Raw genomic sequence first — 20659 nt, forward strand, 5'->3', positions numbered from 1 at the left:
AATTTTTAGACATGGGGGTCGTCATTTATGGCAATACAGTCAATTACAGAATCAATCGAATTAACTAATCTTCTTAGCAAAGAAACAACTTTAAAACAACTTTCTAGATCTGAGTTGTACAAACACATTTTAGAATCAGGTGAAGGTGTGTTAACTGAATCCGGAGCTATTAGAATGGAAACTGGTAAATACACAGGTCGCTCACCTAAAGACAAATTTATTGTTAAAGAAGAGGACACGGAACAAGATATAGATTGGGGTTCTATAAACCAGCCTATTTCTGAACACAGTTTTTTAAATTTATATGATCAAGTTATTGACTATTTAAACCAAAAATCACAACTTTATGTCTTCAACGGATATGCGGGTGCCGATGAATCTACTCGTTTAGATTTACGTGTTATAAACGAACTACCTTGGCATAATTTATTTGCACAAAATATGTTTATCCGCCCTGAAACAAAAGAAGAGGCTTTAAATATCAATCCTAATTTCACAATAATAAGTGCCCCTGGTTTCAAAGCAGACCCTGAAAAAGATGGAACAAACTCTGAAACATTTATTATTACTTCTTTTAAACATCGTGTAATTTTAATTGGCGGAACAGAATATGCTGGAGAAATGAAAAAAGGTATTTTTTCAGTTATGAATTACCTTCTTCCTAAAAAAGGTATCATGAGCATGCACTGTTCTGCAAATGTTGGATACAATAATGACGTTGCTTTATTCTTTGGTCTATCTGGAACAGGAAAAACAACTTTATCAGCTGATCCAAACAGAAAATTAATTGGTGATGATGAACATGGTTGGAACGAAAATGGCGTATTTAATATTGAAGGTGGCTGTTATGCTAAAACTGTAAGTTTAAGCCAAGAAAAAGAACCTCAAATATATGATGCTATTCGTTACGGTACAGTCTTAGAGAATGTTGGTGTGCAAAAAGATGGTACGGTTGATTATGACGACACAACATTAACTGAAAACACACGAGCTGCATATCCAATTGACTTCATTGATAATATCGTACAACCGTCAATTGCAGGTCATCCAAATACTATTATTTTCTTAACAGCTGACGCATTTGGTGTGTTACCACCTATTTCAAAACTTGATAAATCTCAAGCTATGTATCATTTCTTAAGTGGTTTCACTTCTAAATTAGCTGGTACAGAAAGAGGCGTAACGAGCCCTCAACCAGTGTTTTCAACATGCTTCGGTTCACCGTTCTTACCATTACATGCAACAGAATATGCTGAGTTACTCGGTAAATTAATTGATGAACATGGCGTAGACGTTTACTTAGTAAATACAGGATGGACTGGCGGAGAATATGGTGTTGGTTCTAGAATGGAATTAAAATATACTCGTTCTATGATAAGACGTGCAATAAGCGGAGAAATTAAAAACTCCGAATTTATTCAAGATGAAATATTCGGTTTGAATATTCCTAAACATGTAGCTGGCGTACCTTCAGAAATTTTATATCCTCGTAATACTTGGGTATCTCAAGAAGCGTATGATGAAAAAGCTAAACAACTTGCAAAGGACTTTAAAGAGAATTTCTCTAAATTCGGTGAAGCCTCTGAACACATTCAAGAAGAAGGCGGATTTAATTATAATCGAATTTAATCTTATATTAGAACAAAAAACTGAGCCCATTTATTTATGGCTCAGTTTTTTGTTCACATAAATTCATCCAATTTTGTAGTTCGATTAAAGTTTCTTTTTCTGTTTGAGGTCTAAAAACGTGACCTTCCCCTTGTTTATAAATCGTTTTGTGAAAGACGGTTTCTTTTATTAAATGTTGTTCTAAGTGGTAAGCCATTTCTATTCCTACTTGAGCATCCTCATCTCCATGAATAATTAATATAGGCGGGCTGTCTTCATGAATCATTTTAAGGGCATCACGCCTTTCATAAGCTTCCGGTTGCTTCTTGGGGTGACCTACCATACGACGCAGCATTCCTCTCAAATCAACACGTTCTTTATACATCATAAGCATATCTGTTACCCCGCCCCATATAATATAACTAGATGCTTTTACTTTTTGATACGTAAGCAGACCTTGTATTCCACCTCTTGAAAAACCTATCATATGAATAGGTGCTTCTGGATATTTTGATTTTAAAATATTAATGCCGGTAATAACATCATTTAAATCATCACCACAAAACTCATCTCTTCCTTCGCTACCGTTACTTCCTCGATAATATGGTGCAAAAACAAGTGTATTTGGATTTTTAAATTGAGCCATTCTACCTGGTCGAACTCTACCTACTTGACCCTTACCACCTCTTAAATAAACAACAATGCGTTTCACTTTGGCATGGGGAGTCATGAGCAAGCCTCTCACTTTTAAGTCATCTACTGAATAAGTAACTTCTTCAGTGCAATGATTGTTAAAAAATATAGGCATTCTTTTTCTATTTAAGAAATCCAAGTTCATACACCCTTTCTAAACATGTTAATATTGCTTTATCTTTAAGTAAAAAACTTTTATCTTCTTCGTTGACTTCATTTATATTATCTACAATTATAGGACCATACGTCTCTAAATAATCATTTTTTTCGAATATTTCTTCAACATTAACAATATATACATCTTTATCAAATGGAATTTTATCATGGACGATATATGAGGCAATAAACATGGCACACTTAGCTTTAGCGCCCGTTTCTTCGTATAATTCTCGAATAACTGCTTCTTTATTCTTTTCATTTTTTTCAACTTTTCCACCAGGTAACTCTATACCTCTTATTTTATGGTGTGTTAGAACAATTTGATTGTTATATATAGGTATCGCTAATACATGCTTTGCATGTTGGGCTTCTATTTGTTCTTTAAATTGTAGATCAACAAACAATCCATTTGGATCTTTATAACGCATGATACACGACCTCTTTCATTGATTATGATAAACTGTATATATATTTTATTAGAAAGGTAGAAACTATTGAAAAAGTTAATTTTTACAACCCTTGTTATGACAATTACTCTTATTCTAGCAAGTTGTAGTCAACAAGGTCAAAATAATTATAAAGATAGCTCAGATGCTATTGAATCTTTCCAGAAAAACATTAAGAAAATTGATACTCATTCAATTCATTCTAAAAATGTAACGACGGTTGATTATCAAGATAAAAAGGTAAAATTGAATCAAGAATCGCACGGTCGTACTAATCACCACGATAAGCTAGCTTTCAATATCGAACAAGAAAGTAATAGTAAAGCATTTAAAACGATGAACAAAAGTATATATGTTGACTCAAACAAACTCAAATCTTCACCTAAATCTAATTACTTAAATTATCATACACAAAATGCAGAAGTTGATTATTATCAAAAACTTGGTCAAGATTGGTTTGATTTAACAACATTTAACCAAAGTTTACTAAAACCTATTGAAGATGATATCAATTTAGAAGATAGAACATTGTCTTACGAAGGTACAGGTAAAGTTATGAAATACTTATATGATTTTGGTTATAGCCAATCACCTTTAATTGACCAAAATTCATTAAGTAATATAAGTGATTTAAAAATTAAAAAAGGTAACTTTAAATTATCATTCCAAAAGAATAAAAGCTTGCCTAAACAGCTTACATTTGACATAGAAGCTACTGGAAAAATTAAAAATGAGAATATTAAAATCCACATGAAACAAACGACAGATTTCTATAAATTTAACAGCACAGATGTGAAGCCATATAAAAATTTAACAAACAATCAATATAAATAGGAGCTTAGCAATGAAAAAATTATTTATTAAGCTAATTCGATTATATCAAAGATATATTTCGCCTCTTACGCCTCCAACATGTCGCTTTCATCCGACATGTTCTAATTACGCTATAGAAGCAATTTCCGAATACGGCGTTCTCAAAGGAACTTGGTTGGCTATTAAAAGAATACTAAAGTGCCATCCATTTCACCCAGGCGGTTTTGATCCAGTACCACCTAAAAAAGACCATAAACATTAATATTTATATATTATAAGTCCAGTTAGCTGCTGTAAAAATACTAATTAAGTCTGAGACCTTTCTACATCTCAGACTTAATTTTTTTTAATTTATTATATATAACAACAGGCGGTGAATATAACAAGCTTTGATTTATTAACTTTGAAGATGTATAGACAAAGTCATCTTCAAAATAATAATCACTTGGCGTTATATCACTTGGTAAATCACTATATTGTGCCAAATATGCTGTGAAATAACTACTTAAACCAAATTCATACATACCACCTATAACGACTTTCAATTGATTTTCTTTACAATATTGTATAATTTCTAAAGCTTTGTCTATTCCACCTACTCTTGATGGTTTAATAACAACACCATCAATTACGTTTGATTCTCGAAACTTTTGTATCATTTCTAAACTTGTAGCAGACTCATCAATAAAAACAGGTATTTCTAATTTATTAGTTACTTCTTTGTATTGTTTAAGTTCTTTAAATGGTTGTTCTATATAAATAAAATTTTCATCATAAAAACTATTTAGCACTTTTATAATATCTGTATTTAAAACACCATTCGCATCGATTGCTCTTTTAACTTCAGGATAATTCATCTTCAAATATTTCATATCCTCTTTTATATTATCATTCCATTTTACTTTGATGCGCGATGGCAATCGACCGTTGTAGCTTTTAAAATATTCTTGAAGGTTCCCACTAATTGTTGCACCATAATCTACTTCTATCTCTTGTAACTTATGAAATTTTTGAAAGAATATCATAGACATGACGCTTCTTGCATTGGGATAGTCGTTTAAAGACTCTAATGATAAACTAGCTTTATCATAACTATCAAGTTGGTTGTATTTATTATTTTCATACCATATGGTTAAAATATTTTGAACAGATTGTATCGTCTCGTAATGGTACCAATTAGTAGAAAAAGCATTACATTCACCGTAAAAAGTATTTCCTTCATAATCTTTCCATTCAACTACTAATACTTCCCTACTATCAAGTTCAATTAAAGGCGTTTTAATGGGAATCTTAAATTCAGCAGTAAACGTATAAAAGTTCATTTCATTTCCTAACATAATCTACCCACGCCTTTACTTTATGTCTAGATAACTTGCCCGTCGAAGTTCTTGGAATTTCTTTAATTTTATAAAAATGTTTAGGATGTTTATACTTGGCTAAATGATTATTTAACAAGTTGATCAATTCCACATCTTTAATTTGTTTAGATGATTCATATACAAGTGCAGGAACTTGCCCCCATTTTTCATCTTCTACCGGAACGGCTACACAATTAATGATGTCTATATGGTTTAACACAACATGTTCAATTTCAAATGGATATATATTTTCGCCACCACTTATGATTAAATCTTTTCTCCGATCATAAATAAAAATAAATCCTTCGTCATTAATAGAACCAATATCCCCCGTTTTAAAATATCCATTTATAAAATCTTCTTCAGGATTATTAGATGTTAAATAACCATTCATTACATTTTCACCCAATACAGCTACTTCCCCGTGGCCTTGATCATTACTATTTATAATTTTCAACTTAACATTTGAAGGTACTTTTCCTACAGTTTCTGGTTCCTCTTTCAACATATCAGGACTTGCTGTAACGAATTGAGAACACGTTTCTGTCATACCAAATGAATTATATATAGGTAACAATCTACTTAAAGACTCTTTAATAAGTGAAGGAGATAATTTTGCCCCTCCTAATAATATTTTTTCTAAATTGTATGGTTGGTCTAAATTTGATTCCATTAACCATTGCAAAGTTTGAGGTACGAGTGATATATGAGTTATATTATTGTTTTTTATAAGATTCATTACACGATTTGTCTCAAATTTCGGTTCAATGATTATCGTAAAACCAAAGATTAAACTTCTAATCAATACACTTAGGCCTGATATATGATAAATAGGTAACACTGAAAGCCACCGAGTTGATTCACCAAAACCTAAGCTTTCTTTACAACCAAGTGCACTATAATAATGATTGTTAAATGTTTGAGGAACAGCTTTAGCAGGTCCTGTTGTGCCAGAAGTGAACATAATTGTGGCAATTTTATTTATATTAAATGGCTTAATTTCATATACTTCGTTTCGCCCTTCAATATCATTTATATTGATTACTTTTTGATTTATTTTTAAATCTTGATAACTTAAAATTGTTTGAACATCTATGCAGTTTAATTGGTTTTCAATTTCTTTAGCAGTTAATTTCGTATTGATCATAACAAGCTCAACATTTTCCAACCATGCACCTATAATAAGTGCAGCATGATGGATATCATTTTTAATATATAAAGCTAATCTTTCAAGATTTAACTCATTCAAAAATTGCGCATATTTTTTTGCATCTTTTAATAATTCTTTATAAGTTAAAATGTTTTCTCCTTGCTGAATCGCTATTTTATGAGGTGTTTTAATTACACGTTCCTCAATCCAATGTCTCATTTGTTATTTGACCTCCTTACAACAATATATATTATACCTATAAATTAGTGGTAACACATAAAAAAAGCTTAAATATGTATGGATAAAAACATGAATGTTGCATGACAAGCCCCACGTGCAACATAGTATCTCTGTCAACTACTGCCAATACAAAAAGAAAGTCTGGGACAATTATTTATGTCCTAGACTCCCAATAAAAAATTATGCAGTTTTTAAAGCTCTTTTTTTAGATAATGCTTGCTCTAATATTAAGAATATTAAACCAATAATTGTTAGGAACGGCGCAACTAATGCTAAATTTTCTGTTCCTAATTGGCTCACAACTACACCACCAATAGCTGCACCTAATGCATTCCCGATATTAAACGCTGATTGGTTTAACGTACTTGCTAGCATCGGAGCATCTTGAGAGACAATTGTACTCTTAAATTGTAATGACGGACTCATACTAAATCCAATCAAACCAAATACAAATATTCCTACTACCATTAGCACGCTATAGTTTTGAATGTAATACATTAAGAATATATAGATAGGAAATATAACGAATATAATTTGTAAGGCTTTGTTTAAGTTCCAATCTGCCAATCTTCCACCAATAATATTACCTAATGTAACCCCTACACCAAAGATAATTAAAACAAATGATATCCAACGTTCTTCAATATTAGAAACATTAATCAATATTTGTGAAATGTAAGTGAAGTAAGCAAATACACTACTAAATCCAAATAGTGTCACACCTAAAGTTAGCCATAATTTTAAATCTTTTAACACATTCAATTCATTCTTAATCGAAATTGGTTGTGTTTCTTCTTGATTTGGAACATATTTGATAATCCCTATAAGTGTAAATAAGCCTAAAACACTTATAACAACAAATGTCATTTTCCAGCCTAATAATTGACCAATAAATGTCCCGAATGGTACACCGATAATATTACTTAATGTTAATCCCATAAACATTAAAGCCATAGCACTTGCTCTTTTATGAGGTGCTACCATATTTGCTGCGAATAATGATCCTATTCCAAAGAATGACCCATGAGCTAAAGCAGCTATAACCCTACTAATCATAAGTGAACCATAGTTAGGGGCGAAACTACCAATACCATTACCTATTATAAATATAGCCATTAATAAAATAAGCAAGTTCTTTCTAGGTAATTTATAAGTTGCTAGTACGATAATTGGTCCACCTATTGCTACACTCAGAGCATACCCTGTAATAAGTTGACCCGCATCAGATACAGAAACATTTAAGTCTCTCGCAATGTTTGGTAAAAGTCCCATAATTACAAACTCTGTCATACCAATTGCAAAAGCTCCTAAACTTAATATCCAAATCGCTAAAGGATATTTTTTCATTTATAGTCACTCCTTAATCATATTATTTTAATCAGATTTATCTATGATAGTACTTTTACAAAATTAAAACAAGAGTATATTTAATATTTCTCAAAATAAAAAAGTTGAGAAAATATTCTCAACTTTTAAAATATTTATTTACTTGTTTGTGTTAATCCATCCAATTGCTATTGTTTCATATCCCGTGTGTACACTTGCCACTGGTACAAGAGGTTCAACTGATACTTGAATATTTCTATTCAATGTAAGTATACGCTCTTTCCAAATATGTGCTTCTTTTTCATTACCAGCATGCAATACACCAATTCTTTCAACACCTTTAGCGATTGCTTCATCAATATGACGCACTAAATAAGCTTCTATCTTCTTCATACCTCGAGACTTAACTTCTAAATCGATTTTCCCATGTTCAAGTTTCAATAAAAGTTTAATATTCAATAAACTACTTAATAAATATTTACTATTTGTTACGCGACCACTATTTTTTAACTGCTGTAAATTTCTAGGCAATAAATATAGTTCACTTGAGTCTTTATAAGATTCTAATTGATTAACAATTTCATCAAATGAACACCCGTCTTCAGCAAGTTTTCTACCCTGTTCTAATAAATCTTTCTGTGGAAAACTTCCCGTGCCGCTATCGATTACATGTATTTCCATCGGGAATGTCTGTGCAGTAGATAACGAAGAATTATAAGTACCAGATAAAGCGCTAGAAGGATGTATTGCTATAACATGCGTATAACCTTCTTCTTGAATATGTTGGTATGTTTCAATAAAATCTTGTGGCGTTGGTTGAGCAGTTTTTGCACCATTCCCATTTTCTTTTAACATTTCAAAAAATACATTTGAACTTTCAAATTCCGTATCTTTATATGGTTTTCCATCGATAATTGTTGATAAAGAAACAACAAACACATCTTTGCTATCAACATTATCATCAATATAAGTTGTAGTATCTATTAACCAAGCTAATTTCATACTTCCTCCAAAAAAACGCATCACTATCACGCTGTTTATTTAAGTTAATGGTATATCCCACTATCTCATCTTCATTTTTACCACAAAACCTATAAATTAACAATTAAAAATGTATGCCATAAATTTTTATGATTATACAATAAAATACATTTTATAATATCAATATATCTTTTATAATTATATTAATCGAATAACACCTATTTTTACAATTTCATTAAAAATTATTAATTATATTAATATATAAAGAGAGAGGTGCATAATTCTTTTTTAAAGATTTCATAGTCCCACCTCGACAAGGATGACTAGAATTATAAAAAGCTTTGTATAAGCACATTTTCAATCCGGTCAGCTACTGCCAATATAACAAACGAGCCTTAGTCATAAATGTCCTAAAAAACCTAAAATACTATTATTAGTTGGATTAATGACGGGGTAAATCCAATAAGAGTGTGTGTAGTTGTATTAATGAAGCAGAAAATCCAATAAAGGTGTGGGTACTTGGATTATTGTAGGAGTAAATCCAATAAAAACGTGTGTAGTTGGATTAATGAGGTAGAAAATCCAATAAAAGTATGGTTAATTGGATTATTGTCATCGTTAATCCAATAAGAATATGTGTACTTGGATTATTGTTGGAGTAAATCCAATAAAGTATGTGTACTTGGATTATTGTAGGAGTAAATCCAATAAAAGTATGTGTAGTTGGATTAATGAAGCAGAAAGTCCAATAAAGGTGTGTGTACTTGGATTACTGTAGGAGTAAATCCAATAAGAGTATGGTTAATTGGATTAATGAGGTACTAAATCTAATAAGGAGCCACTACTTGGATTTATATAACGCTTAATCCAACAACAATATCAACTCTTGCTTTTTGATCAATCCAAAAAAAGAGCTAAGGTTTTATGTCCATAGCTCTTTTTCTTATATTTATTTCTATTAAGTCAAGCCTGCACGAACAAAATGGAAGATTATATAAAAATAACATCTCATTTCTAACTGAATAAACAGTGAAATGAGATGTTATTTTGAGTTAGGATTTATGTCCCAGACTTTTTATTCATTATTTATTTAAAAGTTCTTTCTTAAAGAAATCAGATTGTTTTTCTAAAGAAATAGGATCTGAATACAAGAATTCATTAATTGAGTAATAAATGACATGGTCATTTTTAATTGCGTCAGTATTTTTCCAAACGTTACTCTTAGTAAATGCATTATTAGGAGCTTTGCCATCTTGAGTCGGCACTAATAGGTAATCGCCAGTGTACTTTTGGAAATCTTCTTGTGAAACTTCCATGTATCTTTCCTTAGGAATATCTTTCTTAGCATCTGAATCTTGTTTCAAGCCATAACCATTATATATGACATCACTACCTCTACCAAATCCAGGGCCGAACAAATACATAAGTTTAGGTTGGATATCCATAATCGTATAAGTATTATCTTCCCCTAGTTTCTCTTTAACTTCCTTACCATCATCTTTCATTTTCTTATCTAAATCTTTAATCTGTTGTTTTGCATCATCTTCTTTACCAACTAACTTGCCAATATCTTCATGCATATCTTTATAAGTTAAATCCTTAACTCTAAACGATACAGTTGGTGCTATTTTTTTCAATTTATTTATATTTTTATTCTCAGCATATGCAATAATTAAATCAGGCTTCAATTTAGCAACAGCTTCAGGATCTTCAGGATCTACCTTTTTAATATCATCTTGTTTTAAGAACTTTGAATCAGGATATACATTAGTAATTGCTATAGGTTCAACACCTAATTTTTTAAAATTACCATAACTAGCAGTTAAATCTACAATTCTTTTAGGTTTATTAGGAACCTTAATTTTATTACCATCTTGGTCAGTATATGTAACTTCCTTACTATCACTACTATCTTTGGAATCTTTACTATCATTATTGCCACACGCAGCTAACAAGAATACTAAACATGCCATAAATAAAAATAAATATCTTTTCAATTTTTACACTCCTTTATTGAGAATCTTTATCAATTATACTATTAATTTAGAATTCTACAATATAAAATTGTAAAAAAGATATATTATTCATATTTTGATTAACTAAATAATTTATAAAAGTAAAAAAAGAAACCCTAATGTACAGGGTTTTAAATATTAAAATAAAGTATATTATTTATCTTTGTTTGAATAATCATCAAAATATGGATGTACTACTGTTTTTGTTTTTTCTTCTGCTTGAGTGTATATTTCAATTGTAAATTCTCCTGGTGACTTAAAGTAAAATGTATATGAACCATGTGCTAAAGCTGGTTCCCACACTTCAAAACCGTCTTCTTTGAGTGTCTCATATATTCTGTCTACACTTTCTTCATCTTCCTGTGGAAAGCCTATATGGAACGTATCTGGATAACTTGCATTTTCATCTTTTATTAAATTGAATAATAAACCATCATCGTCATTTAATGCTGCAAACATATTTCCAGCGGAAGCAATACATTTTAAACCAAAATATTTTTCTAAAAATTCCTTTGTCGTCACAACATCTTTAACTGCTATATTTATATGATTAAGTTTCATTTTTTTACCTCTTTCTCTTCTTTTGAATTCTGAATTTGAGTTTCTAATAACTCTGTAAATCCTCCTAAAAAACTTTTAATTGTTTCTAATTCTTGTTCATTATAGTTAGAGCTTAATCCTAGCAAATTCTTATTTAAATCTGAAAAAACCTCTTGAACTTCAACTTTTTGTTCATATTGTGGAACGATAATAACTTTACGGCGATCTTCAGGATGCCTTTCTCTTCTCACGTAGCCTACTTTTTCTAATCTATCTACTAATGAAGTAACACTTCCAGTTGTTAATCCTACTTTATTAGCCAACTCGCCTGCTGTGATAGGCCCAGTCTCTCGTAATAAATCTATCGAAGTAAAGTCATGACTGTAAACTTTCAATAATTCAGAAACACGTTGTTGATATAATACAATGCGTGTTCCTAAACCTCTCACCAGAGAAACTAATTCTTCATCAGAATTAGTTATTTCATCTTTATTATTTTCTTTCAAAAGTGCACCTCCTTTTATCTTGATAATCAAGATACTTTGTTGTCTAACTAACTTAACACGTGTGATTTTATATTGCAATGAATTCTGTTTACACACCACTTTCTAAAATTATTTAAAAAGTAAAAAAGACCTTACCTAGCGTTAACTAAGTAAGATCTTTAAGTATGAAATATCTTAAAAGATAGTTATCAATGAATATTGAATATCCCCTAAAATGTATTAACTATAGTAATTTTAGTTCAGTATATAACAATATGTTGCATTAATTCATATTTGCTTTAATCCAATTATATATTTCATCGTTTATCGATATGTATGTAATTTTTCCTTCTCTTGGCCCACTTAAAACACCTAATGTGTGTCCATCTTTATTAAGCAGCGGACCTCCTGATTGTCCAGGATAAGTTTCTAAATCCGTCTCAACGAAGTATTTTGAAGACCCTATTATTTTACCTACATCTCCCCATTGACTTACACCTTCTTCTTCTTCTTTAAAGCCTGGATATCCTACAGAAGAAACTTGTGTGCCTACTTTTTATTTGAATCTTTCGTCTCCATAGACACTGGAGGAACAACATCACCTATATGTTGATTATTTTTATTAGGTTTTACCTTTATTAACGCAATATCATAACTCCAGCGAGTATTTTGATCTAACCAACCTTCATGTATGATGATGTCTTTTGATTCAAATACACCATACGGTTTTTCATCTTTATTTTGACCAGGCGTTATTTTTACTTTAGTAGCCTTGCCAGCGATGTCATGTTTATAGAGACAATGAGACGCTGTTAAAACTGTATCTTTAGAAATAACAGTCCCTGTACAACCCGTATGCTTAACTTTCTCTATCTCCCCATTATAGTTTCCAAAATCTATATTTAATTTTGTTACAGATTGATTGACTGGTGATACTAAATTAAGTTCTGCTTTTGCTTGTCCAGACATAAAGCCTGAAGCAAGTAGCATTGTAATTATAGTGCTCAAAAATAATGTTTTTTTCATTTTTTCTCCTTCTCTCTCTTTTGATGTATAATTTTTGATATGCAAACATTATTATATACTGAATTTTATCATACTAAATTTTCAATAAATATTCCATATATTTCAAGTTAAAATTCTAATAAATTTTAAAATATACAAAAAACACCACAATGTTACCTTATTAACATTGCAGTGTCTTAAAAATATTGTAAATATATAGTTTATAGAAAAGAACTCCATTAACTTTTTTTAATAAAGTATAAAAAACGTAATAAAACAGTTCATATTATTAAATAAATCTATTCCAGTTAAATTCATCAGTAAAAAATTAAGAGGTTCTAATATTTCAATCCCCTCGATATTCACTATCGTTTATTTCATGAACAAAAAAAGAGCAAGGTCAACGTGTCAGAGAATTATTCTCTTGACACTTTTTTGACACTTGCTCTTTATAAATTTCCTTCAAATAATGAAGAAAGCTAGTAATATCAACGTCTTGGAGTTGTTGATAATTAAGGTACAAACGGAGAGTGAGGGATTCGAACCCTCGAGACGCTTGTGACGCCTACACACTTTCCAGGCGTGCTCCTTCGGCCAACTCGGACAACTCTCCACATAAAAAAATCAGAAGCGATATTTCACCTCTGATTATATGACCCCTACGGGACTCGAACCCGTGTTACCGCCGTGAAAGGGCGGTGTCTTAACCGCTTGACCAAGGGGCCTTATGGCTCCACAGGTAGGATTCGAACCTACGACCGATCGGTTAACAGCCGATAGCTCTACCACTGAGCTACTGTGGAATAATAATGGAGCGGGTGATCGGAATCGAACCGACATCATCAGCTTGGAAGGCTGAGGTTTTACCACTAAACTACACCCGCGTAGTAAAAATTTATATGGGGCGACTGATGGGAATCGAACCCACGAATGTCGGAACCACAATCCGATGCGTTAACCACTTCGCCACAATCGCCATACTTGTAAAAAAGTATGGCTCAGGACGGAATCGAACCGCCGACACAAGGATTTTCAGTCCTTTGCTCTACCGACTGAGCTACTGAGCCAAATTTATAAATGGCGGTCCCGACGGGAATCGAACCCGCGATCTCCTGCGTGACAGGCAGGCATGTTAACCGCTACACCACGGGACCATCATTGAAAAAAAGTAATTGCGGGAGGCGGATTTGAACCACCGACCTTCGGGTTATGAGCCCGACGAGCTACCGAACTGCTCCATCCCGCTTTAATATTAAATAAATCGGCTACCCTTTTAATATAACACAATTATTAATACTATGTCAAGAAAATATTAAAATTATTTTATTTAAAATGGTGACCCCTACGGGACTCGAACCCGTGTTACCGCCGTGAAAGGGCGGTGTCTTAACCGCTTGACCAAGGGGCCTCTCCATGAGAACTACTTTATTATATATAGAAATATAGAAAAGGTCAATGCTATTTCTTTACTTTCTTTAATAAAAAACAAGTACTTTTAACATCTTCGATACAATTTTCACTAAAGGGAAAAATAGACTTGATTTTTAAAGATTTTTTAAAGATTTTTTAAAGATAAAGCTAAAAATTATAATGTGAATTACATAAAAATATAGCCTTATCTTTAAATATAAATCCTTAATTAATTTAAATAATTTATCATTTTATCACTTGCATTTTTCGCCATTTGAACACAATCTGGTAAACCTACCGCATCAAATGATGCTCCTGTAAGAATTAAATTGTTATAATTATCTTCAATATGTTTTTGAATATGACGAATACGATCAATATGCCCTACTTCATATTGCGGCATACTATTAGGTAATTTCGTTACAATGAAGAATTCAGGTTCACCTTTAATCGTCATAATTTTATTTAAATCATTTAGTGCTACTTGTTTAAGTTGTTCTTCATCTTTATGATGAATAATATTTGACCCAGGCTTACCTACATAACCTCTTAGTAATACTTTGCCTTCAGGCGTCGTATGTGGCCATTTTTTATTAGTCCATGTGCACGCAGTTATAGCAGTATCGCTCGTTCTAGCTATTACAAAACCAGTGCCATCTTTATCATTAAGTACTTGTTCTTTATCAAAAGCCATCACAACTGTAGCAACACTTGTAGAAGGCATATAATTGAAATAATCTAATTCTATATCATCTTGGAACCACTTCACAAAATGTTGGTGTGGCGTTGTTACAATGACACCATCATAATGATGATTTTTACCATTAACTGTGACAACTGTTTTTTTGCCTTTTTGTTTAACATTTTGAACTTCTGAATTTAAATTTATTTTTACATTTCTATCTTCAAGGTTATCTTTTAATGTATTAACGAAAGATTCCAAACCATGTTTGAATTGTTTGAACTGCCCTTTAGGTTTTACAGTAACATTTTGATTCGCTTTATTTTTTGCTTTTTGTGCAATCATACCTTTGATGAGACTACCTTCTTGTTCTTCTTGCTCTTTAAAATGTGGGAAAGTAGTTTTCAAACTTAATTTATCAATGTCTGCACCGTAAATTCCAGACATTAACGGTTCAATTAAATTTTCAAGTACTTCATTTCCTAGTCGGTGTCTAAAAAAGTGACCTATTGATATATCAGTATGCATTGGTTTAACTGGCAAGAAATAATCTAACCCAGCTCTAGCTTTAGCGAGTGGAGATATTAATTGGGTTTTTAAAAATGGTTTTATTTCTGTAGGAATACCCATAATAGAACCACCTGGTATAGGATATAGCTTGTTATGACTGTATATATAAGATTGACCTGTTTTGTTTGTTACTAAATCATCAGCAATCCCTATTTCTTCTGCTAGTTCTGTCATAATAGTTTTTCTACCGAGATATGATTCTGGTCCTAATTCTATTGTATATCCATCTTTACGGTAAGTTTTAATTTTACCGCCAACTCTATCTGATTGTTCATAAACATCTATTTTTAAATCTGAATCTTCTTTTCTTAAATAATGGGCAGCAGATAACCCAGTTATCCCTGCCCCAATTATTGCAATTCGTTTTGACATATTTCACACTTCTTTCTTCTTCGAGAATCGAATTAGAATTTTTTATTTATTGCGGAAACCATAGCCTCAATGAATTTTGGATCGATATTCGGCATAGGCGGTCTATGATAATTTACGCCTAATTCATCACATACTACTTTACATTCATAGTCATTATCATATAAAACTTCTAAATGTTCACATACAAATCCTACTGGCGTATATATAAAGTGCTTATAACCTTTTTCATTATATAAATCACGTGTTAAATCTTGAACATCTGGTCCTAACCAAGGTTCACCTGTCTGTCCTTCAGATTGCCAACCTACTGAAACATGTTTAATATCTGATTCTTCAGCTAAAATACGAGCTGTTTCTTCTAGTTGATCTGGATAAGGATCATTAGCTTTTTTAATTTTTTCCGGTAAACTATGCGCTGAAACGATAAGTACAGTTTCATCATGACTTTCTTTAGGAATCATTTGTAACGTATCGTTAATCATTGTAGTCCAATATTCAATAAATGCTGGTTCATTATAAAATTGTTCAACATGATGTAGTTTAATACCATATTTATCCGCTTCTTCTTGAGCACGTTTATTATAGCTACCTACTGAGAAGTTTGAATAATGTGGAGCCAATACGATTGTAACAGCCTCATCAATTCCATCTTTATTCATTTGTTCAACTGCATCTTCAATGAAAGGATTGATATGTTTTAGGCCGATATAAAGTTGGAATTCTACATCTTTATAATTTTCATTTAAAGCTCCTTGTAAACTTTCAGCTTGCTTTTTAGTTGTACCCGCTAAAGGTGAAATACCACCAATTGCTTTGTAACGGCTTTTCAAATCTTCAATTTGTTCATCTGAAGGTTTGCGCCCACGTCTAATATGTGTGTAATAAGGCACGATATCACTTTCTTCATAAGGTGTACCGTATGCCATAACTAATAATCCTATTTTTTTACTCATTTTCCTTACTCCCTCTAATAAAATTAAAGCTATTTAATGTGATTACTGTTTTGATTTATATTCTGCTGAATAATCATGTACAAATTTTGCTACGCGTTGTAATGTAGATGGTTGAACTTCTGGAAATACACCATGACCTAAATTAAAGATATAGTTATCATTCATTAAGCCTTGATCTAATATTTGTTTTAATTTATCTTCTATTATTTCCCATGGAGCCATTAATACAGCTGGGTCTAAATTACCTTGTAGCGCTTTTGTTATACCTTTTGCTCTTGCTTCTTTAATTTGTAAACGCCAATCTAAACCAATTACATCTATAGGTAATTGATTCCACTCTTCAATTAAATGACTAGCTCCTACTCCAAATGTTGTAACCGGTACATTTTTCTCTTTAATTGCGCTGAAAATTTTATTCATAGATGGTCGAATAAAGTAATGATAGTCTTCAGCATTTAAAGCCCCTACCCATGAATCAAACACTTGAATCATCTTACAACCTGCATCTATTTGTGCATGTGTATAGCGTATAGACATATCTGCTAACATATCCATCAATTTAAACCATGCTTCAGGTTGCTGATACATAAACGCTTTTGTTTTATTATAATTTTTTGAAGGTCCACCTTCAATCATATAGCTCGCTAAAGTGAAAGGCGCACCTGTAAATCCTATTAAAGGAACATTTAATTGTTCTTGAGTTAATATCTTGATAGTGTCTAAGACATATTTAACATCTTCTTCAGGATTAATTTCTCCTAATTTGTTTATGTCTGAAATGTCCTTAATAGGATTATGAATAACTGGACCTATTCCAGCCTTGATTTCTACATCTACACCAATACCAGTTAATGGCGTCATTATATCCTTATATAAAATTGCTGCGTCCGTATTGTATTGATCAACAGGCAATTTTGTAACATAAGCACATAACTCAGGTTGATGTGTAATTTCAAATAAAGAATATTTTTCTTTAATCTTTCTATATTCAGGTTGAGATCTCCCTGCTTGTCTCATAAACCATACTGGTGTATGCGTTGTTTTTTCTCCTCTTGTTGCCTTTAAAATTGTATCGTTAAACGGTACACTCATTTATTTCACCTCATTATAATCATTACAATCTATTCTAACATATTCTGTTATAAACACATCATTGTGTGAAAAAAGTCATAAATTATACAAAACATTCAGATATATGTTTTATTTTACCGCTTACATGTTTATAATTTAATTAAAGAGATAGGGGGTAAAAAATTATGAACTTTTATATAACAACAGGAACATATCATTTTCTTCAAAACATAATGAAGAAGCATCCAAACGAAAATATTCATCATTATACTAGACAAGATACTACAGTTCTTATTCACGAAACAAATGGTGAATCTGTATTTGCACAACCAAGAGAATATAGTGTTATCGAATCTCGAGGTGAGTTTTATGACCATGAGTTCATAGCAGCAAGCTACATTCCTGTTTCAGAAGAAATGAGACATCGATTTGAAAATCATTATACTAATATCGATAGTGAGTTCGACAGATTTGAAGGTTTTGAATCCTTTAGATTATTACGTCCTAAAAAAGGTGATACTTACATGATTCTTTTAGGTTACGATTCTAATGAATCTTATGAAGACTTTACGAAGTCAGCATTTTTCGCTGAATATTTCTCAAGAGAAGCAACACGAAAATTCTCTGGTACAGAACAATATTCAACTGCTAACTATACGAAATATTGGTATAGACCTGAAGATGACGAATAAAAATAATAAGAGTCTGTGACATAATCAATGTCACAGACTCTTTTGTTATATTGGCGGTAACTGACTAGATTGAAAATGCAATTATATAAAACTTTTTTCAATCCTAGTCATTCTGTTCCGTTCCTTTTTTAATCTCTTAATAGTTCTTGATGTTTTTTTATTTTTTTAATAGAGGAATCGATAGTTAACCAACCTACAATGAAGAATATTATAAAGAAATATGATGTCGTAACAAATTTCACTATATAAATAATTGATAATATAGCACCTAGTACCCACATCATAGATATTAAAAATTGATGATAACCTTTAATGACTTTACCTTCATTTACTGGCCATACTTGTGGCCATAGTCCATACGCTTGTTGTTTATAAAACTGCGATAATTGTAAAATGAGTAAGTACATAATAAGTGCGCCTAATATTGCCGAAATAATAGCCTGATCAATCCACCATATAAGTATTAGTCCTATAATAAGAAATCTCAATACAATAAAGAATGCATCTTTCCCTCTCGCAAAACTTCTTATAAATAGAAATTTGTACATATAATTTTCATTGAACTTCTTAGAAGATGGTATTCTTAAGAATAAATCTAAATACTTTCTTCGAACTGTTCTTTCATTTAATACTTTCACATCTGTGAACATATTTACAAGCTTATAATAATTCATCTTATGATTATACTCAATTGCTATTAATGTTTCCCATTGATAGAAAGTTCCTCTATTAATACTCTCCATTAAAATGACTAATGAAATTAGTACTAATATTGTCGTAATTCCTGAAAATAGCCCTACTTTTAACGTTATAAAATAACCACTGGCATAAACAATGAATAATAATATGTTTGCCCCCCATACTTCAAGACCATACTTTAACCAAAACCATTTAATAATGAGCCCCATTAAAGGATAAATAAAACTTAATACTATAACCGTAATGTATAAATAAAATTTACTCCCTAATAATTCATAAAATAATGGAAACCCTACAATTAATACGATTATAGGTAGAAACAATCTATTGATATAACTATATATTATTGCTTTTTTGATATAAATACTTAAATGTTTTTCAAATGGTAATAAATATAACTTATCCGCTTCTCTGAAAAGTGTTCTAAGTGGAAATATAGAAACAACTGCTAAAATTACGCTTAATATCAACCTATAATTTATATTTTGTGGTATATCTTGTAGCCAATTACTATAACCTAAAGCAAACGCACCAAGCATAATTGTTAAAAATATAAGAAAGTGACCGTTAAATATAAATTTATTATAATTTAACTTCTCAATTAACTCTTCTTTTTGTCTTGTATTAAATAAACTTTTAGCATCATACATATGTCTCACCTTGTGTTAAATGAATATAAATATCATCCAAAGTAGCATTTGTAAGTCCTGTCTTTTCCCTTAATTCATCTAAGTTTCCCATCGCGATGAGTTTACCTTTATGCAATATAATAAAACGATCACAATATCTTTCAGCAGTTGCTAATATGTGAGTAGACATTAACACTGATGCACCTTGATTTCGTCTTTCAACAATAAGATCTAACATAGTTTGAATACCTAGAGGGTCCAGTCCTAAAAATGGTTCGTCGATAATATATTGTGCTGGTTCAACTAAAAATGCACATACAATCATGACCTTTTGTTTCATACCTTTAGAAAAATGTATTGGGAATACTTTCAATTCATTTTCTAGTCTTAATCTTTTTAATAACGGCATCACTCTATCTAGTGCTGTTTTCTTATCAATTCCATATGCCATAGCAGTCATATAAATATGTTCTTCTAATGTTAATTCATCATATAATACTGGACTTTCCGGTATATATGTAAGATTTCTTCTATATGATTCTATATCAGATTTTATATCAATATTATTAACAGACATCTCACCTTGTTGTGGTGTCAATAATCCTAATAAGTGTTTAATAGTAGTACTTTTCCCTGCTCCATTTAAACCGATAAGCCCTACTACTTCATTAGCTTTACATTCGAATGAGATATCATGGATGACAGCTTTCTTGCCATAGCCGCCTGTTAAATTATTCACTTTAATTGCCATGTGAACACACC

The 20659-nt window shown here is 31.3% G+C and carries 19 protein-coding genes, 9 tRNA genes and 1 pseudogene; 4 read left to right on the forward strand and 25 right to left on the reverse strand.

Features of this window, described 5'->3' with window-relative positions:
- Window positions 1-27 precede the first annotated feature (27 nt).
- Window positions 28-1629, forward strand: a complete 1602-nt coding sequence (gene pckA, locus LQ682_RS04475) for a phosphoenolpyruvate carboxykinase (ATP) (protein WP_147641042.1) — start codon at window positions 28-30, stop codon at window positions 1627-1629.
- Window positions 1630-1663: 34 nt separating this feature from the next.
- On the opposite strand, the gene LQ682_RS04480 is transcribed toward pckA, so the two are convergent.
- Together LQ682_RS04480 and ytkD are read right to left on the reverse strand one after the other, a co-directional pair.
- A complete protein-coding gene (locus tag LQ682_RS04480) occupies window positions 1664-2440 on the reverse strand; it encodes an alpha/beta hydrolase family protein (RefSeq protein ID WP_103269545.1) in 777 nt (258 codons plus the stop codon).
- On the reverse strand, window positions 2424-2888 hold the full coding sequence (gene ytkD / locus LQ682_RS04485; protein WP_103269544.1) for an RNA deprotection pyrophosphohydrolase: 465 nt from the start codon (window positions 2886-2888) through the stop codon (window positions 2424-2426). The genes LQ682_RS04480 and ytkD overlap by 17 nt, the downstream gene beginning before the upstream one ends.
- A 66-nt stretch (window positions 2889-2954) precedes the next feature.
- On the opposite strand from ytkD, the gene LQ682_RS04490 reads away from it, so the two are divergent.
- Together LQ682_RS04490 and yidD are read left to right on the forward strand one after the other, a co-directional pair.
- Window positions 2955-3740 (forward strand): hypothetical protein, encoded by a 786-nt coding sequence (locus LQ682_RS04490; RefSeq protein WP_103269543.1) that lies wholly within the window; start codon window positions 2955-2957, stop codon window positions 3738-3740.
- 10 nt (window positions 3741-3750) lie between these two features.
- Window positions 3751-3981 carry a membrane protein insertion efficiency factor YidD gene (gene yidD, locus LQ682_RS04495; protein WP_064205391.1) on the forward strand — a complete coding sequence of 77 codons (231 nt, stop codon included), beginning with the start codon at window positions 3751-3753 and terminating at the stop codon, window positions 3979-3981.
- Window positions 3982-4042: 61 nt separating this feature from the next.
- On the opposite strand, the gene menC is transcribed toward yidD, so the two are convergent.
- The 21 genes and pseudogenes from menC to hemE form a co-directional block, all read right to left on the reverse strand.
- Window positions 4043-5056 carry an o-succinylbenzoate synthase gene (menC, locus tag LQ682_RS04500; RefSeq protein ID WP_103269542.1) on the reverse strand — a complete coding sequence of 338 codons (1014 nt, stop codon included), beginning with the start codon at window positions 5054-5056 and terminating at the stop codon, window positions 4043-4045.
- On the reverse strand, window positions 5043-6446 hold the full coding sequence (gene menE, locus LQ682_RS04505) for an o-succinylbenzoate--CoA ligase (RefSeq protein WP_103269541.1): 1404 nt from the start codon (window positions 6444-6446) through the stop codon (window positions 5043-5045). The genes menC and menE overlap by 14 nt, the downstream gene beginning before the upstream one ends.
- A gap of 201 nt (window positions 6447-6647) precedes the next feature.
- A complete protein-coding gene (locus LQ682_RS04510) occupies window positions 6648-7814 on the reverse strand; it encodes an MFS transporter (protein ID WP_064205394.1) in 1167 nt (388 codons plus the stop codon).
- A 138-nt stretch (window positions 7815-7952) separates the two neighbouring features.
- Entirely contained in the window at window positions 7953-8795 is an 843-nt protein-coding gene (locus LQ682_RS04515) for a DegV family protein (protein ID WP_017001057.1), read from the reverse strand.
- A 1061-nt stretch (window positions 8796-9856) separates the two neighbouring features.
- Entirely contained in the window at window positions 9857-10771 is a 915-nt protein-coding gene (locus LQ682_RS04520) for an ABC transporter substrate-binding protein (protein ID WP_082892529.1), read from the reverse strand.
- 171 nt (window positions 10772-10942) lie between these two features.
- Window positions 10943-11350: a VOC family protein gene (locus LQ682_RS04525; RefSeq protein ID WP_103269540.1), complete on the reverse strand. Its 408-nt coding sequence runs from the start codon at window positions 11348-11350 to the stop codon at window positions 10943-10945.
- Window positions 11347-11835, reverse strand: a complete 489-nt coding sequence (locus LQ682_RS04530) for a MarR family winged helix-turn-helix transcriptional regulator (RefSeq protein WP_064211352.1) — start codon at window positions 11833-11835, stop codon at window positions 11347-11349. Before LQ682_RS04530 ends, LQ682_RS04525 begins: the two co-directional genes overlap by 4 nt.
- A 262-nt stretch (window positions 11836-12097) precedes the next feature.
- Window positions 12098-12307 (reverse strand): annotated as a pseudogene (locus tag LQ682_RS14270) (hypothetical protein); the annotation flags it as partial.
- Between the two features lie 56 nt (window positions 12308-12363).
- Window positions 12364-12840, reverse strand: a complete 477-nt coding sequence (locus tag LQ682_RS04535) for a trypsin-like serine peptidase (RefSeq protein ID WP_103269539.1) — start codon at window positions 12838-12840, stop codon at window positions 12364-12366.
- A gap of 503 nt (window positions 12841-13343) precedes the next feature.
- A tRNA-Ser gene (locus LQ682_RS04540) sits at window positions 13344-13432 on the reverse strand.
- 40 nt (window positions 13433-13472) lie between these two features.
- Window positions 13473-13544 (reverse strand) — tRNA-Glu (locus tag LQ682_RS04545).
- A 3-nt stretch (window positions 13545-13547) separates the two neighbouring features.
- Window positions 13548-13622 (reverse strand) — tRNA-Asn (locus LQ682_RS04550).
- 7 nt (window positions 13623-13629) lie between these two features.
- Window positions 13630-13703, reverse strand: a tRNA-Gly gene (locus LQ682_RS04555).
- A 16-nt stretch (window positions 13704-13719) separates the two neighbouring features.
- A tRNA-His gene (locus tag LQ682_RS04560) sits at window positions 13720-13795 on the reverse strand.
- Between the two features lie 18 nt (window positions 13796-13813).
- Window positions 13814-13886, reverse strand: a tRNA-Phe gene (locus tag LQ682_RS04565).
- 11 nt (window positions 13887-13897) lie between these two features.
- Window positions 13898-13973: transfer RNA gene (locus LQ682_RS04570), tRNA-Asp, on the reverse strand.
- An 18-nt stretch (window positions 13974-13991) separates the two neighbouring features.
- Window positions 13992-14065 (reverse strand) — tRNA-Met (locus LQ682_RS04575).
- An 87-nt stretch (window positions 14066-14152) separates the two neighbouring features.
- Window positions 14153-14227, reverse strand: a tRNA-Glu gene (locus LQ682_RS04580).
- A gap of 231 nt (window positions 14228-14458) precedes the next feature.
- Window positions 14459-15853 (reverse strand): protoporphyrinogen oxidase, encoded by a 1395-nt coding sequence (gene hemY / locus LQ682_RS04585; RefSeq protein ID WP_103269538.1) that lies wholly within the window; start codon window positions 15851-15853, stop codon window positions 14459-14461.
- Window positions 15854-15885: 32 nt separating this feature from the next.
- Entirely contained in the window at window positions 15886-16806 is a 921-nt protein-coding gene (gene hemH / locus LQ682_RS04590) for a ferrochelatase (protein WP_017001051.1), read from the reverse strand.
- Between the two features lie 42 nt (window positions 16807-16848).
- On the reverse strand, window positions 16849-17898 hold the full coding sequence (gene hemE / locus LQ682_RS04595) for a uroporphyrinogen decarboxylase (protein ID WP_103269537.1): 1050 nt from the start codon (window positions 17896-17898) through the stop codon (window positions 16849-16851).
- 164 nt (window positions 17899-18062) lie between these two features.
- Here hemE and LQ682_RS04600 point away from each other — a divergent pair, with 164 nt between their 5' ends.
- On the forward strand, window positions 18063-18569 hold the full coding sequence (locus LQ682_RS04600; RefSeq protein WP_103269536.1) for an antibiotic biosynthesis monooxygenase family protein: 507 nt from the start codon (window positions 18063-18065) through the stop codon (window positions 18567-18569).
- A 128-nt stretch (window positions 18570-18697) separates the two neighbouring features.
- On the opposite strand, the gene ecsB is transcribed toward LQ682_RS04600, so the two are convergent.
- The gene (gene ecsB / locus LQ682_RS04605) at window positions 18698-19918 is read right to left on the reverse strand and encodes an ABC transporter permease EcsB (protein WP_070045635.1); all 1221 of its coding nucleotides are present in this window, start codon (window positions 19916-19918) and stop codon (window positions 18698-18700) included.
- Window positions 19911-20648 (reverse strand): ABC transporter ATP-binding protein, encoded by a 738-nt coding sequence (locus LQ682_RS04610; RefSeq protein ID WP_103269535.1) that lies wholly within the window; start codon window positions 20646-20648, stop codon window positions 19911-19913. Before LQ682_RS04610 ends, ecsB begins: the two co-directional genes overlap by 8 nt.
- Between the last annotated feature and the right edge of the window lie 11 nt (window positions 20649-20659).

Source organism: Mammaliicoccus sp. A-M4 (assembly GCF_022386955.1).
Lineage (GTDB): Bacteria > Bacillota > Bacilli > Staphylococcales > Staphylococcaceae > Mammaliicoccus > Mammaliicoccus lentus.

What these genes read in the sequence shown, in the direction of transcription:
- pckA (WP_147641042.1), top strand. Translation starts at nt 28, where the DNA reads ATGGCAATACAGTCAATTACAGAATCAATCGAATTAACTAATCTTCTT.
- ytkD (WP_103269544.1), bottom strand. Translation starts at nt 2,888, where the DNA reads ATGCGTTATAAAGATCCAAATGGATTGTTTGTTGATCTACAATTTAAA.
- yidD (WP_064205391.1), top strand. Translation starts at nt 3,751, where the DNA reads ATGAAAAAATTATTTATTAAGCTAATTCGATTATATCAAAGATATATT.
- menC (WP_103269542.1), bottom strand. Translation starts at nt 5,056, where the DNA reads ATGTTAGGAAATGAAATGAACTTTTATACGTTTACTGCTGAATTTAAG.
- menE (WP_103269541.1), bottom strand. Translation starts at nt 6,446, where the DNA reads ATGAGACATTGGATTGAGGAACGTGTAATTAAAACACCTCATAAAATA.
- LQ682_RS04510 (WP_064205394.1), bottom strand. Translation starts at nt 7,814, where the DNA reads ATGAAAAAATATCCTTTAGCGATTTGGATATTAAGTTTAGGAGCTTTT.
- LQ682_RS04515 (WP_017001057.1), bottom strand. Translation starts at nt 8,795, where the DNA reads ATGAAATTAGCTTGGTTAATAGATACTACAACTTATATTGATGATAAT.
- LQ682_RS04525 (WP_103269540.1), bottom strand. Translation starts at nt 11,350, where the DNA reads ATGAAACTTAATCATATAAATATAGCAGTTAAAGATGTTGTGACGACA.
- LQ682_RS04535 (WP_103269539.1), bottom strand. Translation starts at nt 12,840, where the DNA reads ATGAAAAAAACATTATTTTTGAGCACTATAATTACAATGCTACTTGCT.
- hemY (WP_103269538.1), bottom strand. Translation starts at nt 15,853, where the DNA reads ATGTCAAAACGAATTGCAATAATTGGGGCAGGGATAACTGGGTTATCT.
- hemH (WP_017001051.1), bottom strand. Translation starts at nt 16,806, where the DNA reads ATGAGTAAAAAAATAGGATTATTAGTTATGGCATACGGTACACCTTAT.
- hemE (WP_103269537.1), bottom strand. Translation starts at nt 17,898, where the DNA reads ATGAGTGTACCGTTTAACGATACAATTTTAAAGGCAACAAGAGGAGAA.
- LQ682_RS04600 (WP_103269536.1), top strand. Translation starts at nt 18,063, where the DNA reads ATGAACTTTTATATAACAACAGGAACATATCATTTTCTTCAAAACATA.
- ecsB (WP_070045635.1), bottom strand. Translation starts at nt 19,918, where the DNA reads ATGTATGATGCTAAAAGTTTATTTAATACAAGACAAAAAGAAGAGTTA.
- LQ682_RS04610 (WP_103269535.1), bottom strand. Translation starts at nt 20,648, where the DNA reads ATGGCAATTAAAGTGAATAATTTAACAGGCGGCTATGGCAAGAAAGCT.